The following is a 14,146-nucleotide window of genomic DNA, read 5'->3' on the forward strand; positions in this document are numbered from 1 at the left end:
GGGGGAGGGGCGGTTGATCTCGGAAGACGAACGCAAATCGATGCTGAGGGCCCATTCGATCGGTCCGACGATGATCCGCTATCTCGAGGAAATCGGCATCGAAAGACTGGCTGAGTTGCGCGGAGCCGATCCGCAGGAAATCGCCATGCGCATGAACATCGCGCTCGGCCGCCGGCATATCAACAGCATGGGTGTTGCGGCGCTGCGCAACCTGATCGAATTGGCCGACAGCGAGGCCGGCTGAGCCGCATGCCCAAAACAAAACGGCGGCCCAAGGGCCGCCGTCTCAAATCAGTGTCGTCGCTGCCGATCAGGCGAAGGTGCCGTGGCAGTGCTTGTACTTCTTGCCCGAACCGCAGGGGCAGGCCTCGTTGCGGCCGACGCGGCCCCAGGTCGAGGGATCGTTGGGGTTGCGGTCTTCGGCGGCGACCACGCGGCTGTCGGCAAGCACGGCCACCGAGCCTTCGCCGAAATCGTCCTCGCCGGTCGTGCCGTCGATGTGATGGCCGAACATCTCGGGCGCTTCCGGCGGCGGGGCGTCCGCGGCCTGGCGCACCAGTTCGACGCGCATCAACTGCTGGGTCACGGCCTGGCGGAGATTGCCGAGCATCGCCTGGAACAGCTCGAAGGCTTCGCCCTTGTACTCGTTCAGCGGGTCACGCTGGGCGTAGCCGCGGAAGCCGACGACCGAGCGCAGGTGGTCGAGATTGACCAGGTGCTCGCGCCACAGGTGGTCGAGCGTCTGCAGCACCACGGAGCGTTCGACATAGGTCATGACGTCGGGGCCGAAGCGCTCGGCGCGGTCGGCAGCTGCCTGGTTGGCGGCGGCGGTGATGCGCTCGTGCACCTCTTCCTCGGCGATGCCTTCTTCCTTGGCCCATTCGTCGACCGGCAGGTCGAGATTGAGGTTCTGAAGAACGCTTTCCTTGAGGCCGGCCACGTCCCACTGCTCGGCATAGGCGTTTTCGGGGATGTGCTTGGCGACCAGGTCGTCGATCACGTCGTTGCGCATTTCGGCAACGGTATCCGACAGGCTCGTCGCATCCATCAGCTCGATGCGCTGCTCGAACACCACCTTGCGCTGGTCGTTCTGCACGTCGTCATATTTGAGCAGGTTCTTGCGGATGTCGAAGTTGCGCGCCTCGACCTTCTTCTGGGCCTTTTCCAGTGCCTTGTTGATCCAGGGGTGGATGATGGCCTCGTCTTCCTTGAGGCCAAGTTTCTGCAGCATGCCGTCCATGCGCTCGGAGCCGAAGATGCGCATCAGGTCGTCCTGCAGAGACAGGAAGAACTTCGAGCGGCCCGGATCGCCCTGGCGGCCCGAACGGCCACGCAGCTGGTTGTCGATGCGGCGGCTTTCATGGCGTTCGGTGGCCAGCACGTAGAGGCCGCCTGCGGCCAGGGCCTTTTCCTTGAGACGGGCGACGTCTTCGCGGATCGCCTTTTCACGGGCGCTGCGCTCGGGGCCTTCAGGCAGGTCGGCGAGCTCCTCGGCGATGCGCATGTCGGCGTTGCCGCCGAGCTGGATGTCGGTGCCGCGGCCGGCCATGTTGGTGGCGATGGTGATCGCGCCGGGCTTGCCGGCCTGGGCGACGATCGAGGCTTCGCGCTCGTGGTGACGGGCGTTCAGCACCTCGAAGTTCTTGAAGCCGTCCTTGCGCAGGCGCTCGGCCAGCTGCTCGGACTTCTCGATCGAGGTGGTGCCGACGAGCGTCGGCTGGCCCTTGGCGTTGGCCTCGCGGATCTCGCGGACGATCGCCTTGTACTTCTCCTCGACGGTCCGGTAGACCTCGTCGTCCTCGTCGATACGGCTGACAGGCAGGTTGGTCGGAACCTCGGTCACGTCGAGATTGTAGATGTTGCCGAATTCTTCCGCTTCCGTCAGCGCCGTACCGGTCATGCCGGCGAGCTTTTCGTACATGCGGAAGTAGTTCTGGAAGGTAACCGAGGCCAGCGTCTGGTTTTCCGGCTGGATCGCCACGTGTTCCTTGGCTTCGAGTGCCTGGTGCAGGCCTTCCGAGAAACGGCGGCCCGGCATCATGCGGCCGGTGAACTCGTCGATGATGACGATTTCGCCGTCCTTGACGATGTAGTCCTTGTCCTTCTGGAACAGGCGATGGGCCTTCAGCGCGTTGTTGACGTGATGGACCATGGCGACGTTCTCGACGTCGTACAGCGACTCGCCCTTGAGCAGGCCGGCGGCGCGCAGCAGGTTCTCCATCTTCTCGGTGCCTTCTTCGGTGAAGATGGCAGTCTTCTGCTTCTCGTCGACCTCGTAGTCGGACGGAACCAGGTTGAGAAGGAAGGCGTCGACCGTGTTGTACATTTCCGAGCGGTCCTCGAGCGGACCGGAAATAATCAGCGGCGTGCGGGCCTCGTCGACCAGGATCGAGTCGACTTCGTCGACGATCGCAAAGAAGTGACCGCGCTGCACCATCTGGGCGCGCTCGTACTTCATGTTGTCGCGCAGGTAGTCGAAGCCGAGCTCGTTGTTGGTGGCGTAGGTGATGTCGCAGGCATAAGCTTCGCGGCGCTCCTCGTCGGACAGGCCGTGCACGATGATGCCGACCGACAGGCCGAGGAACTTGTAGAGACGGCCCATCCATTCGGCGTCGCGGCGGGCGAGGTAGTCGTTGACGGTGACGACGTGCACGCCCTTGCCGGTCAGGGCATTGAGGTAGACGGGCAGGGTGGCGACGAGCGTCTTGCCTTCACCGGTGCGCATCTCGGCGATGCCGCGGCCGTGCAACACCATGCCGCCGATCATCTGGACGTCGAAGGGACGCATGCCGAGCGCGCGCTTGGCGCCTTCGCGCACCGTGGCGAAGGCCGGGACCAGAAGGTCGTCGAGCGAGGCGCCGTTGGCGATGTCCTGGCGGAACTGCTCGGTCCGCGCCCGAAGCTGGTCGTCGGTCAGCGCCTGCAGTTCATTTTCCATTGCAGTGATCGCTTCCACCCGGGGCCGGGTCGACTTGACGCGGCGGTCGTTGGAGGAACCGAAAATCTTACGGGCGAGACCGCCGAGACTGACCATCAAGTGGTCCTTTCAATTCGAATGAAGCCGACTGTCCGCCGGCCGAACCTGCCTGGGAACATAGGGTGGCAGACTCAACACGAAAAGCGCCCGGAAAAACCCTTCTGGACGCGAAGACGATGGACAGATAAGAGGGGGCACAACTTATGTCAACGTTGCAGAGAGCCTGCCGGAGACGCCAAATTCCGCCACATTCGCGTTGATTTGGATGCGCGGTCATTACCCACCGGAGAGTCTAGATGTCTTTTTCGTTCCGTAGCGCCTCGCTTGCCCGTATCGGGCTCGCTGCCGGGCTCGTAGCGCTGTCGTCGCTTCCGCTCGCAGCGCAGGAGAGCGCTCCTGCTGCCCAGCCGGCGGCGCCTGCCGCGGCAGCGGTTGATCCGAACGCGGTCGTTGCGACCGTCAACGGCCAGCCGATCACCGAAGCCGACATCACGCTCGCCGAAGGCGACCTTGGCGCCCAGTTCGGCCGCCTGCCGCCCGAGCAGCGCCGTGCGGCGGCTCTTTCCTCGATCATCGAGATCCGCCTGATGGCAGCCCAGGCCGTCACCGAAGGCCTCGACAAGGCGCCTGAGTTCCAGCGTCAGATGGCGTTTCTGACCCAGCGCGCCCTGCATGGCGAACTGGTCGACAAGGATGTTGCCGGCAAGATCACCGACGAGGAGATCCGCGCACGCTACGACAAGGAAATCGCCGCCCAGACCCCGGTCAACGAGGTTCATGCCCGCCACATCCTGGTGAAGACCAAGGAAGAGGCCGACGCGATCATCAAGAAGCTGGACGGCGGCGAAGACTTCCAGAAGCTCGCCAACGAAAACACCACCGACCCCAGTGGCAAGACCTCGGGCGGCGATCTCGGCTTCTTCGGCCCTGGCCAGATGGTGCCGGAGTTCGAGAAGGCAGCGTTCGCTCTCGAAATCGGCGCCTACACCAAGGAGCCGGTGCAGAGCCAGTTCGGCTGGCACATCATCAAGGTCGAGGACAAGCGTACCCAGCAGCCGCCGGCATTCGAGGCGGTCAAGGAGCAGGTCAAGTCGCTGGTGATCCGCGAGAAGTATGTCGAGCTGGTCAAGAAGGTCCGCGGCGAAGCTAAGGTCGACGTCACCGACCCGGAACTCAAGAAGGCCATCGACGCCATCGACGCGCAGAAATAATCCAGCGTCGAACGGATTTCACAAAGGGCGGTGCCTCCGGGCGCCGCCCTTTTTCGTTGCGGGTTGCCGCAACTTGATCGGCCCGTCTGGCGTGTTCTCACCTTGCCGGTGGCCGAATGACCTCGGACATTGCCATTGGCAGAGTAAGCTTTCTCGGTTGTGCCGAGCCCGAACGCGCCGCTTGGAGGAATGTCGCATGCCGTCGGCCGAACTGATCCTCGCGTTCCTCGCCACCGCGGCGATCTTCGCCTTCATTCCCGGACCGGCGATGCTCTACGCCGCCGCCCAGACATTGGCTCGTGGACGACGCTCCGGCTTCATGGCGGCACTCGGCATCCATATCGGCGGCTATTTCCACGTCATTGCAGCTGCCGCCGGCCTGTCGTTCCTGTTCCATGCCGTTCCGTGGCTCTATCTGGCCGTCAAGCTCGCCGGTGCCGCCTATCTCGTCTGGCTGGGCATCTCGATGTTCCGTGGCCGCAAGCAGGGCGATTTCGATCCATCAGGCATCGGCCAGAAATCCGGTCGTCGCGCCTTCGTCGAAAGCGTCGCGGTCGAAGTGCTCAATCCCAAGACGGCCATCTTCTTCATGGCCTTCCTGCCGCAGTTCATCGACGCATCAGCCGCGTTCCCTGTCTGGGCTCAGTTCCTGATCTTCGGGATACTGGTCAACACCATGTTCACCGTCGCCGACATTGTCGGCGTGGTCTTGGCCGGCTTCCTGATAGGCCGCCTGCGGCGGTCGAGCCGGGCGCAAAGGCTGATGCAGCGCGCCGGCGGTGCCGTGCTCGTCGGCCTCGGCGTGCACGTCGCACTGCAACGGAGCTGACGCGCAGCCGGCAGGCCTCAGCGATATTTTGTCGAGGCCATGAAGTCCGCGTCGCTGCCGGCGGCCAACGCTCCGGCAAATTCCGGAACACGCAGCAGGACCATCATCGCCCAGAACAGTGGCCAGTCGGCCGGGCGGCAGAACTGGCTGCCCACCGCCTTGGCCGTCCGGCGGTTCTCGTTGAAGGATGCTGCCACCGCACTCAGCGCCGCGCTCAGCCTGTTGCGATCAGGCGCCTTGCGCAGCTTCATCCGCGCATGTTGGTAGCCCTTGTTGCGCCTGACGTCCCAGAGAAACGGCAGGCCCTCATAGGCATGGATCGACACGGCCCGGGCGTCCAGGTCCATAACGACGCCGTCGTGGATCATCGCATTCTGCCTCACATGAGCGCTGACGAATGGCCCGAGCTTGGCCTCGTATGGGTAACGCTCCAGCAGCGGCCGCTTGTAGAGTGCGCCATTGTTGCTGACATGGGCGATCCGGCCTTGCCCGTCCCGGCATTCGAGGAAGCCGCGGTCGAGCAGCGACATCACGCGCTTCATCATCGTCTCGTCGCCATAGGATGTGCGTCCGGAAATCGCCTCCACCTGGGGCCGTTGCACCAGTGACGTGTAGAGCGTGGCAAGCCAACCCGGTCTGGGCAGGCAGTCGGCCTCGACGACGGCGACGAGCTGATGGCTGCAGTGGCTAAGGCCTGCGTCCTTCAGCTGCGATGATTCATGGGAGTTGTGGGTGGCAATTGTGACGGACGTGCCCAGATGGCTGATCAGCGGGTCGTTTTCGATCCCGGATGCATGGCCGGTGGGTAGCATCACGACGATCTCTGCCGGGATGCCGTTCGCATCTCGTCCGTAGGCCCGAAACGCCCGTCGCAATTCGGCGTCGCCATCGTCGGTTAAATAGTCGGAAACGATGATCAGGCTGACAGGCAGCACGGGCGGCGTAAGCGATGTCATCTGGTCTCAGGCTTTGATGCCGTGCACGATCACGCGGATCGCCTTGCGCAGCGTGGCGTCGTCTTCGTCGAGGCGGCCGGTCAGGAGATGCACCCAGGCATAGGATGACACCATGTCGGCGATCTGGCTCGGCTCGATGTCGGCGGCCACTTCGCCACGCGCCTTGGCGCGCTCGATCAGCTTGCCGGTGTGGGCGCGGCGGCCGGCGGAGTATTCGGCGAGGGCCTCGGCGGCCGCAGGGTCCTGCTGGGCCTCGGCCACGAGCGAGCGGAAGATGTTGCCGGCTGGTGTGTCGCGCCACTGCGAAAACAGGCTTTTGGCGAAGATGAACAGGTCTTCCTCGATGGCGCCGGTGTCCGAATAGGTGATGTCGCGCTTCTGGCGCTGGTAGACCTCGAGCAGAAGCGCGGTCTTGCTCGACCACCAGCGATAGATCGTCGGCTTGCCGGCCCGGGCGCGGCGGGCGACGGCCTCGATGGAAAAGCCTGAATAGCCGTTTTCGATCAGCACCGCCTCTGCCGCCTCGAGGATGGCTTCGGCGCTTTCAAGGCTGCGGCGCGCGCCGATCGATTTCCGCGTGGCTTCCGGTTCAGTGGCCATCTGGGTCTCCGTTCGAGGACAATCCTTACACCACCTCTTGACGAAACGAAACGGCCCGTTTTATTTAACGAAACGTTTCGTTCCGATGGAGTTTGAAATGACCGCTTCCGCAACACGCTTCTCCCGTCCGCGCTTCGCCCTCATGGTGCTGCTCGGCGTCTATCCGCTGATCACGGCACTTCTCTACCTCGTCATGCCGCTGACCGAGGGCTGGTCGATCTGGCAGCGTACGCTCGTCATCGCGCCGATCATGGTCGGTTCAATGATCTGGGGCCTGATCCCCAGCGTCCAGCGCCTGTTCCGCCGCTTTCTCAATCCGGCGGTGAATTGAGGCTTGGACCACGTCTTCGTGAGGCAAAACGCCTTGCGAAGCCTCGCGCTATCGGGCAAACGGTGCCGATCTCAACCGTTTCCCGAGCCCGCAGAGGTTCCCTGATGTCGACAGCCGTTTCCCCGCTCGCCCCCAAGAAATACCCCAAGATGCCCGCCATCGAAGGCGTGCGCATCGCCACTGCCGAGGCGGGGATCAAGTACAAGGGCCGCACCGACGTGCTGGCCATGGTGTTCGACGAGGGCACGGCTGCTGCCGGCGTCTTCACCCGCTCCAAGTGCCCGTCGGCGCCTGTCGACTTCTGCCGCCAGAACCTCGCGGGCGGCAAGGCGCGCATCCTGGTGGTCAATTCCGGCAACGCCAATGCCTTCACCGGCAAGAAGGGCCGCGAAACGACCTCTCTGACCGGCCAGGCCGCGGCAAAGGCCGCCGGCTGCACCCCAGGTGATGTCTTCCTCGCTTCCACCGGCGTCATCGGCGAGCCGCTCGATGCCGGCAAGTTCAGCCACCTGCTGTCGGGCATGGTCAAGGATGCCAGGCCTGACCAGTGGACCGAGGCCGCCAAGGCGATCATGACCACCGACACCTATCCCAAAGTGGTCACCGCAACCGTCAAGCTTGGCGATGCCGACGTCACCATCAACGGCATCGCCAAGGGCGCCGGCATGATCGCGCCCGACATGGCGACCATGCTGTCCTTCGTCGCCACCGACGCGCCGATCGCGGCAGAGGTGCTGCAGGACATGCTGTCGCGCGGCACCGCCAAGACCTTCAATGCGGTCACCGTCGACAGCGACACCTCGACCTCCGACACGCTGATGCTGTTTGCCACCGGGGCTGCGGCCAAGCGCGGCGCGCCCAAGATCACCGATCCCAAGGATGCCCGCCTCGGCGCCTTCCGTCGGGCGCTCAACAAGATGCTGAAGACGCTCGCCATCCAGGTGGTGCGCGACGGCGAAGGCGCGCGCAAGCAGATCGAAGTCACTGTTACCGGCGCCAAGTCGGCACGCTCGGCCAAGCGCATTGCGCTGTCCATAGCCAATTCGCCGCTGGTCAAGACCGCCGTTGCCGGCGAGGATGCCAATTGGGGCCGCGTCGTCATGGCCGTCGGCAAGGCCGGCGAGCCGGCCGACCGCGATCTGCTGTCGATCTGGTTCGGCGACAACCGCCTCGCCCACAATGGCGAGCGCGACACGAACTATTCGGAAGAGGCGACATCGGCCTATATGAAGGGCGACAACGTCGTCATCCGTGCCGACATCGGTATCGGCCGTGGCAAGGCGACCGTGTGGACCTGCGACCTGACCAAGGAATATGTCGCCATCAATGGCGACTACCGGAGCTGACGTGAACCAGAACCACCCGTCGCACGAACTGGCGATCGTCCGCCGCTACGAGGCGGCGGGCTTCCGCGCCTGGCCGGCGGCGGCCGTCCACTATGACGGCACCTGGCTTGTGCGGCTGACGGCAGGCCACCCGGCCAAGCGGCTCAACTCCGTCAATCCGCTCGATCCGGCCGACATCCGCAACATTCCCGACCGCATTGCGCGCGCCGCCAGGCGCTTCGAGGCCTATGGCCGGCCGCTGACCTTCCGCATGTCGCCTTTGTCGGGGCCGATGATCGCTGCCCATCTCGACCGCGAGCGCTGGAGCGTATTTGCCGAATCCATGGTGATGCGCCTGTCGCTCGACGACGGTCTTGTCGACGGCGCCATGGACCAGATCCCGCTCAAGGACATCGGCCGCTTCGTCACGGCCTCGATGGCGGTCCACGGCCTTGATGCATCGCTCCGTCCCGGCCTGTCCGAGATCATCGGCGCCATCCAGCCGGAAGCCGGCATGTTCGTGCTCGAGCAGAACGAACAGCCGGTGACGTCGGCCATCTGCGTGCACGACAACGATCTGGCCGGCTTGTTCGAGATCGCCACGACAGAGGCCGAGCGCGGCAAGGGTTTTGGCCGCAGGCTCATCCTGTCGGCGCTGAAATGGGCCCGTCTGCGCGGCGCCCGCCAGGCCTGGCTGCAGGTCGAGGCTTCCAACGCGGAAGCGCTGCGCCTCTACACCAAGATGGGCTTCAAGGAAGTCTATCGCTATCACTATCGCCGCCCGCCGGAGGCCTGAAGTGTCTTACAAGCCAAAACGCATGCTGCTGGTCGCCGCCTGCGCGCTCGTCGATGCCGACGGCCGCGTGCTGCTGGCGCAGCGTCCCGAGGGCAAGCAGCTCGCTGGCCTGTGGGAATTTCCCGGTGGCAAGGTTGAACCGGGCGAGACGCCCGAAGAGACGATCATCCGTGAATTGCACGAAGAGATCGGCATCGAGACCAAGGCCGCCTGCCTCGCACCGCTGACCTTTGCCAGCCACAGCTATGACGACTTTCATCTGCTGATGCCGCTCTATGTCTGCCGGCGTTTCACCGGCACGCCCGAGCCCAGGGAAGGGCAGGCGTTGAAGTGGGTCAGGCCCAAGCAGATGCGCGACTATCCGATGCCGCCGGCCGACGAACCGCTGATCCCGTTCCTGATCGACCTGCTGTGAAACCGGCATATTAGCCAGCGTTAAGGCAAAGTTTATCCAATCGTGAAAAATTGAAGCGTGGCCGCTTGTCTCGGCTGCGCGTCGACATTCTTTCGCGGGGACTTTGCCGATGCAGGCCGATGAGGAGTGGGATCTGATCCGGCCCGAGCGCCAGTCCACTGCGGTCAGGGCGACTGCCGGCATCCTGCGCGTCACCTTGCTGTTCGGCTTTGTCGCCGTTGCAATGGCGCTCATCGTCACGCCGCTGCTCGAGGGCAGGACGCGGCCGCAGATCGGCCAGGCCCGCTTCGACGGCCTCGACTTCACCGCCACAGGCGCGATTGCCCGTTCGTCGAACTATACCTTGCGCCGCAGCGTCCTTCAGCAGTCGCCGCAGGCGCTGTGCGTCATCTACGAAAACGGCAGGCGTTCCGGCCAGTGCGGCTAGGCTTCTTGAATCGGACAGATGGCCTTCATCGCCCGTTAAGCCTGTGTCGTTAACCTTCCTTAATCAGTGGCCGCTATGGTCCAATAGCAACGAGACGGGTGGACGCGACCGATGATCTGGCGATTCCTGAAAGACGAGCGCGGTGCTACGGCCATCGAATATGGCTTGATCGCAAGCCTGATCGGTCTGGCGATCGTCGGCAGCTTTTCGCAGCTGGCCGATCAGCTCCAGGCGCTTTGGGGCGACAACAACGGGGAAATCCAGAAGGGCCTGAACAAGTACTAGGTCACTTGTTCCCGTCTTCGCCCAGCGCCTTGGCGAGCGACACCTGCGCCGATCCGGGCTTGAGCGGCTTCTGCTGCGACGGGTCGGGCGCCCAGCCCGAAAGCCACACAAAGGAAAAGCTCGCCCGCACCCGTCCGTCGGGGTCGGAAAAGCGCTCGGCATAGATCTCAGCCGCCCGATGGAACAGCCGCCGTGTCGAGGGCCTGCGCGGCCGGTCGGCGAGCGCGCTGGTCGCCCCCATTGCCCGGAGATCGGCCATCAGCCCGAACATGGTGTCGTAGCGCACAGTCACCGTCTCGACATCGGCGACAGGCAGGGCAAACCCCGCTCTCTGCAGCAGGCCGCCGGCATCGCGCACATCGGTGAAGGGGATGACGCGCGGGCTCGCACCGCCGGTCAGTTCGGTTTCTGCCGCAAGCAGGCTCTCGCGCAGCTCCACGAGTGTGCCCGCGCCGGCCAGGACACCGAGAAACAGCCCGTCCGGTTTCAGCGCACGCCGGATCTGGATCAGCTGGCCGGGAATGTCGTTGGCTTCCTGCAGCGCCAGCAGCGAAACCGCCAGATCGATGCTCGCCGGTTCGAGCGCAATCGTCTCAGGATCGGAAATTACGCCCGGGCCGCCGCCGAGAAACGCCGCGTCCGCCTCGACGCGCTGCACGTCCGCCACCTTGCCACTCGCGGCCAGAACGGCCGTCGCCGCCGGGCTGACGCCGAAGATCGCGGCCCCATGCTCGAACTTGCGCTCGACGGTCGCCAGCCTGTCGGCGAGGTCTTCCGCCGCGCGCGCCACCAGGAAGTCGGCACCGGCAACAGGGTGCGCCAGCGCCCGTCGGCGGTGCGCGATCACGAGACTGGCGTCGAAGATGGCTTGCACGTGCTGTCGTCCTTCGTTGCCGGTTTGCCGTCATGGCCGACCGGACTGCCGCGCATGCCTCCGGAGCCGGAATCGACTTTCGGATGGGATCATGCGCAAATTCAGCTGTCGCGCCCTTGCATCGAGGCGCGGCATTGCAGGTGAAGTGGCCGATCCTATGCCGGAGATCAAGAGCCTCGCCCACGCTGTCGCTGCCTGGCCGGCGCGGATGCTGTTTCCGCCGGTCTGTGCCGGCTGCCGTCGCCAGATCATCCAGCCCGGCGCGTTGTGCGGCGCCTGTTGGCCCAGCCTGCGTTTCCTCGAAAAGCCGTGGTGCGAGGTCATGGGAACGCCTTTTGCTCATGATTTCGGTGTCGGCTTCCTCTCCGCCGAGGCTATCGCCAACCCGCCGCCCTTCGCCCGCGCCCGTGCGGCGGTCGCCTATACCGGCGTCGCACGGCGCATGGTCCAGGGCCTCAAATTCCACGACCGCACCGATCTCGGGCCGTGGATGGCGCGCTGGATGGTGCGCTCAGGCGCTGAACTCGTCGCCGATGCCGAAGTCGTCGTGCCGGTGCCGCTGCACTGGCGCCGCTTTCTGTGGCGGCAGTTCAACCAGTCGGCGGAACTCGCCCGCAACGTCGCCAAGCTTGCCGGCCTGCCGTTCGCGCCGACTGCGGTCCGCCGGATCAGGCGCACGCGCCAGCAGGTCGGTCTCGGGCACCGCGAGCGTGAAGACAACGTGCGCGCTGCCTTTGTCGTTCCCTCCGAGGCCGAGATCGACGTCAGGGGGCGGCGGGTGCTGCTCGTCGACGACGTCTACACGACGGGCGCTACGGTGGCCGCAGTGACACGGGCTTTGAAGAAAAGCGGGGCGAGTGCCGTCGACGTGCTGACGTTTGCCCGCGTCCTGCCTGGGGACTTCCGGCCCGACGATCAGGACACTATATAGTCGACCAAGGACAACAGGGTTCTGCCATGGTCGACGTCACCATCTATACCCGCATGATGTGCGGCTACTGCACGGCGGCAAAGCGCCTTCTCGAACGGAAGGGCGTTGCATTCACCGAACATGACGCTAGCTTCTCGCCCGAGCTTCGGCAGGAAATGGTGACGCGCGCCAAGGGGCGGGCGACCTTTCCGCAGATTTTCGTGGGCAATGTGCATGTCGGCGGTTGCGACGACCTGCACGATCTCGACGCAGAGGGCCGTCTCGACGGACTTCTTGCAACCGGTTCGCTAGGCTGAGGACGAACGATGACGATTTTCAAGGCGGCTGCGGTTCAGATGCGTTCCGGCAAGGAGCCGGCGCGTAATGTCCGCGATTTCGAAGCGCTGGTGCGCGAGGCAGCAGGCCAGGGTGCGACCTATGTCCAGACGCCGGAGATGACAGGCGCCATCGTCGGCGACAAGGATGCCCGTGCCGCGGCGTTCACGTCGGAGGACAAGGACCTCGTCGTCGCCTCGGGCCGCAAGCTTGCGGCCGAACTTGGCATCCATCTCCATGTCGGCTCGACCGCGATCGTGCGTGCCGACGGCAAGCTCGCCAACCGCGCCTTCCTGTTCGGTCCTGACGGTGCGACGGTCGCCGTCTACGATAAGATCCACATGTTCGACGTCGATCTCGACAATGGCGAGAGCTGGCGTGAATCCTCGGCCTATGAGCCAGGCAGGGAAGCCGTCGTCGCCGACACGGCACTCGGCAAGTTCGGCTTCGCCATCTGCTACGATCTGCGCTTCCCGCAGCTGTTCCGCGCCGAGGCGCTGGCCGGCGCCGAAGTGCTGACTGCTCCTGCGGCCTTCACCCGCCAGACCGGCCTTGCCCATTGGCATGTGCTGCTGCGCGCACGGGCCATCGAAAACGGCGCTTTCGTCATAGCCTCCGCCCAAGGCGGCAAGCACGAGGACGGCCGCGAGACCTTCGGCCATTCGCTGATCATCGATCCCTGGGGGCGTATCCTCGCCGAGGCCGCGCATGACGAACCCGGTGTCATCATTGCCGAGATCGACACGCGCCATTCCTCCGATGCGCGCAAGAAGATCCCCAATCTCAAGAACGCGCGCGAATTCGGCGTGGCGCTCCGTCAGGCAGGTGAGGGGGCTTTGAGAGGCGCCGCATCTTGATCCGCTTTTCCCTTCATTGCGACCATGCACATGACTTCGAAGGATGGTTCCGCAGCAACGACGACTTCGAGACCCAGCTCAAGCGCGGCTTCGTCTCTTGCCCGGAATGTGGTTCGCAGAAGGTCGAAAAGGCGCTGATGGCGCCTGCGGTCTCGACTTCGCGCAAGCAGGAGAAGATCGCACTCGCTCTGGGCGACGAACAGCGCAAGGCGATGGCGGCCCTGAAGGAGCTGTCCGAAAAGGTGCGCCAGAACGCCGAGAATGTCGGCGACAAGTTTGCCGAGGAGGCGCGCAAGATTCATTTCGGCGAGACCGAAGCCCGCGGCATCTACGGTGCTGCAACGCTCGACGAGGCAAGGGGCCTCGCCGAAGACGGCATCGACTTCATGCCGCTGCCGGTTTTTCCCGACGACCGGAACTAAGCCTTCTCCCCTTGTGGGAGAAGGTGCCGCGCAGGGGCGGATGAGGGTGCTGGACGGAGCGCGGCCTTCCACGTTCAGAAATACCGTATTGCAGACTATCCTTACCCCTTCATACCAATTGCTAACTCGAGATGATGCTGGAGGGTACAAAGCCCTTAGCTATTTTCGCACACGAACGCGTCGAGGGTTCGAGAAGTGCGATGCGCTGGCCGGTTGCAGGAGCCCAACTCGCGCCGGGAATTCGCGACCTCACCCACCCGCCAGATCAAACGCCTTGCGCAATGTGATCGGCGCCGAGTTGCGCCAGGCGGTCGTCAATGCGCTGCGCAACGTCTTCTCGTCGGTCTCGGCCAGCATCACCCGCGTCCAGCCCTGCTTGCCCCAACCGCCGTCCACCGGCCGGAAGATTGCCGGTTCGGCCGCGCACATCATCTCCTGCTGGTCGCGCGTCAGCTTGATCACCGCGTTGCCGTCCTCGGGCAGGGTGGCGAAGACGCGGTCGCGGACGCGGAAGTCGGGCTTGTCGAAATGCGATTTCTCGGCCGCCCCGGGCAGTTCCAGGGCGATCCGTCTGACATCCTGAAATGTCATGGCT

Annotated in this window: 18 protein-coding genes; 13 read left to right on the plus strand and 5 right to left on the minus strand. The window is 64.5% G+C overall.

All coding sequences use genetic code 11. The features are described from left to right. Positions 1–13: 13 nt before the first annotated feature. Positions 14–244: a hypothetical protein gene (locus NDO48_RS02280; RefSeq protein ID WP_018429556.1), complete on the plus strand. Its 231-nt coding sequence runs from the start codon at positions 14–16 to the stop codon at positions 242–244. 66 nt (positions 245–310) lie between these two features. Here the strand turns inward: NDO48_RS02280 and secA are convergent, their stop codons facing one another. After that, positions 311–3,034: a preprotein translocase subunit SecA gene (gene secA / locus NDO48_RS02285; RefSeq protein WP_018429555.1), complete on the minus strand. Its 2,724-nt coding sequence runs from the start codon at positions 3,032–3,034 to the stop codon at positions 311–313. A 239-nt stretch (positions 3,035–3,273) separates the two neighbouring features. Between secA and NDO48_RS02290 the strand changes: the two genes are divergently transcribed. Both NDO48_RS02290 and NDO48_RS02295 read left to right on the plus strand, forming a co-directional pair. Then, positions 3,274–4,188, plus strand: coding sequence for a peptidylprolyl isomerase (locus NDO48_RS02290; RefSeq protein ID WP_018429554.1), 915 nt, complete (start codon positions 3,274–3,276; stop codon positions 4,186–4,188). Positions 4,189–4,384: 196 nt separating this feature from the next. After that, a complete protein-coding gene (locus NDO48_RS02295; RefSeq protein ID WP_267320777.1) occupies positions 4,385–5,017 on the plus strand; it encodes a LysE family translocator in 633 nt (210 codons plus the stop codon). A gap of 17 nt (positions 5,018–5,034) precedes the next feature. Here NDO48_RS02295 and NDO48_RS02300 read toward each other — a convergent pair whose 3' ends face one another. Together NDO48_RS02300 and NDO48_RS02305 are read right to left on the minus strand one after the other, a co-directional pair. Beyond that, on the minus strand, positions 5,035–5,973 hold the full coding sequence (locus NDO48_RS02300; RefSeq protein WP_267320778.1) for a glycosyltransferase family A protein: 939 nt from the start codon (positions 5,971–5,973) through the stop codon (positions 5,035–5,037). 6 nt (positions 5,974–5,979) lie between these two features. After that, the gene (locus tag NDO48_RS02305) at positions 5,980–6,573 is read right to left on the minus strand and encodes a TetR/AcrR family transcriptional regulator (RefSeq protein WP_018429551.1); all 594 of its coding nucleotides are present in this window, start codon (positions 6,571–6,573) and stop codon (positions 5,980–5,982) included. Positions 6,574–6,670: 97 nt separating this feature from the next. On the opposite strand from NDO48_RS02305, the gene NDO48_RS02310 reads away from it, so the two are divergent. The 6 genes from NDO48_RS02310 (at position 6,671) to NDO48_RS02335 (ending at position 10,152) form a co-directional block, all read left to right on the plus strand. Beyond that, a complete protein-coding gene (locus NDO48_RS02310) occupies positions 6,671–6,904 on the plus strand; it encodes a hypothetical protein (RefSeq protein ID WP_040456968.1) in 234 nt (77 codons plus the stop codon). A gap of 104 nt (positions 6,905–7,008) precedes the next feature. Further along, positions 7,009–8,250: a bifunctional glutamate N-acetyltransferase/amino-acid acetyltransferase ArgJ gene (gene argJ, locus NDO48_RS02315; RefSeq protein WP_018429549.1), complete on the plus strand. Its 1,242-nt coding sequence runs from the start codon at positions 7,009–7,011 to the stop codon at positions 8,248–8,250. Beyond that, the gene (locus tag NDO48_RS02320) at positions 8,231–9,025 is read left to right on the plus strand and encodes a GNAT family N-acetyltransferase (protein ID WP_018429548.1); all 795 of its coding nucleotides are present in this window, start codon (positions 8,231–8,233) and stop codon (positions 9,023–9,025) included. The genes argJ and NDO48_RS02320 overlap by 20 nt, the downstream gene beginning before the upstream one ends. A gap of 22 nt (positions 9,026–9,047) precedes the next feature. Next, positions 9,048–9,440, plus strand: a complete 393-nt coding sequence (mutT, locus tag NDO48_RS02325; RefSeq protein WP_267320803.1) for an 8-oxo-dGTP diphosphatase MutT — start codon at positions 9,048–9,050, stop codon at positions 9,438–9,440. A 109-nt stretch (positions 9,441–9,549) separates the two neighbouring features. Next, complete coding sequence (locus tag NDO48_RS02330; RefSeq protein WP_018429546.1) at positions 9,550–9,867, plus strand: hypothetical protein; 318 nt, start codon at positions 9,550–9,552, stop codon at positions 9,865–9,867. A 111-nt stretch (positions 9,868–9,978) separates the two neighbouring features. After that, the gene (locus tag NDO48_RS02335; RefSeq protein ID WP_018429545.1) at positions 9,979–10,152 is read left to right on the plus strand and encodes a Flp family type IVb pilin; all 174 of its coding nucleotides are present in this window, start codon (positions 9,979–9,981) and stop codon (positions 10,150–10,152) included. 1 nt (position 10,153) lies between these two features. Here the strand turns inward: NDO48_RS02335 and NDO48_RS02340 are convergent, their stop codons facing one another. Then, positions 10,154–11,026, minus strand: a complete 873-nt coding sequence (locus NDO48_RS02340) for a methyltransferase domain-containing protein (protein ID WP_267320779.1) — start codon at positions 11,024–11,026, stop codon at positions 10,154–10,156. Between the two features lie 145 nt (positions 11,027–11,171). Between NDO48_RS02340 and NDO48_RS02345 the strand changes: the two genes are divergently transcribed. The 4 genes from NDO48_RS02345 to NDO48_RS02360 are packed head-to-tail and all read left to right on the plus strand — an operon-like array spanning position 11,172 to position 13,551. After that, a complete protein-coding gene (locus NDO48_RS02345; RefSeq protein WP_267320804.1) occupies positions 11,172–11,957 on the plus strand; it encodes a ComF family protein in 786 nt (261 codons plus the stop codon). Between the two features lie 26 nt (positions 11,958–11,983). Continuing rightward, positions 11,984–12,253 carry a glutaredoxin 3 gene (gene grxC, locus NDO48_RS02350; protein WP_018429542.1) on the plus strand — a complete coding sequence of 90 codons (270 nt, stop codon included), beginning with the start codon at positions 11,984–11,986 and terminating at the stop codon, positions 12,251–12,253. Between the two features lie 9 nt (positions 12,254–12,262). Further along, entirely contained in the window at positions 12,263–13,129 is an 867-nt protein-coding gene (locus tag NDO48_RS02355; protein ID WP_018429541.1) for a carbon-nitrogen hydrolase family protein, read from the plus strand. Then, positions 13,126–13,551, plus strand: a complete 426-nt coding sequence (locus NDO48_RS02360) for a DUF1178 family protein (RefSeq protein WP_267320780.1) — start codon at positions 13,126–13,128, stop codon at positions 13,549–13,551. Before NDO48_RS02355 ends, NDO48_RS02360 begins: the two co-directional genes overlap by 4 nt. A gap of 249 nt (positions 13,552–13,800) precedes the next feature. Here the strand turns inward: NDO48_RS02360 and NDO48_RS02365 are convergent, their stop codons facing one another. Beyond that, a complete protein-coding gene (locus tag NDO48_RS02365; RefSeq protein WP_267320781.1) occupies positions 13,801–14,142 on the minus strand; it encodes an MmcQ/YjbR family DNA-binding protein in 342 nt (113 codons plus the stop codon). Between the last annotated feature and the right edge of the window lie 4 nt (positions 14,143–14,146).

Origin of the sequence: Aminobacter sp. MET-1 (assembly GCF_026521175.1) — a bacterium.
Taxonomy (GTDB): Bacteria; Pseudomonadota; Alphaproteobacteria; order Rhizobiales; family Rhizobiaceae; genus Aminobacter.

What these genes read in the sequence shown, in the direction of transcription:
- argJ (WP_018429549.1), top strand. Translation starts at nt 7,009, where the DNA reads ATGTCGACAGCCGTTTCCCCGCTCGCCCCCAAGAAATACCCCAAGATG.
- NDO48_RS02330 (WP_018429546.1), top strand. Translation starts at nt 9,550, where the DNA reads ATGCAGGCCGATGAGGAGTGGGATCTGATCCGGCCCGAGCGCCAGTCC.
- NDO48_RS02295 (WP_267320777.1), top strand. Translation starts at nt 4,385, where the DNA reads ATGCCGTCGGCCGAACTGATCCTCGCGTTCCTCGCCACCGCGGCGATC.
- NDO48_RS02290 (WP_018429554.1), top strand. Translation starts at nt 3,274, where the DNA reads ATGTCTTTTTCGTTCCGTAGCGCCTCGCTTGCCCGTATCGGGCTCGCT.
- NDO48_RS02355 (WP_018429541.1), top strand. Translation starts at nt 12,263, where the DNA reads ATGACGATTTTCAAGGCGGCTGCGGTTCAGATGCGTTCCGGCAAGGAG.
- secA (WP_018429555.1), bottom strand. Translation starts at nt 3,034, where the DNA reads ATGGTCAGTCTCGGCGGTCTCGCCCGTAAGATTTTCGGTTCCTCCAAC.
- NDO48_RS02300 (WP_267320778.1), bottom strand. Translation starts at nt 5,973, where the DNA reads ATGACATCGCTTACGCCGCCCGTGCTGCCTGTCAGCCTGATCATCGTT.
- NDO48_RS02305 (WP_018429551.1), bottom strand. Translation starts at nt 6,573, where the DNA reads ATGGCCACTGAACCGGAAGCCACGCGGAAATCGATCGGCGCGCGCCGC.
- mutT (WP_267320803.1), top strand. Translation starts at nt 9,048, where the DNA reads ATGCTGCTGGTCGCCGCCTGCGCGCTCGTCGATGCCGACGGCCGCGTG.
- NDO48_RS02335 (WP_018429545.1), top strand. Translation starts at nt 9,979, where the DNA reads ATGATCTGGCGATTCCTGAAAGACGAGCGCGGTGCTACGGCCATCGAA.
- NDO48_RS02320 (WP_018429548.1), top strand. Translation starts at nt 8,231, where the DNA reads ATGGCGACTACCGGAGCTGACGTGAACCAGAACCACCCGTCGCACGAA.
- NDO48_RS02310 (WP_040456968.1), top strand. Translation starts at nt 6,671, where the DNA reads ATGACCGCTTCCGCAACACGCTTCTCCCGTCCGCGCTTCGCCCTCATG.
- grxC (WP_018429542.1), top strand. Translation starts at nt 11,984, where the DNA reads ATGGTCGACGTCACCATCTATACCCGCATGATGTGCGGCTACTGCACG.
- NDO48_RS02365 (WP_267320781.1), bottom strand. Translation starts at nt 14,142, where the DNA reads ATGACATTTCAGGATGTCAGACGGATCGCCCTGGAACTGCCCGGGGCG.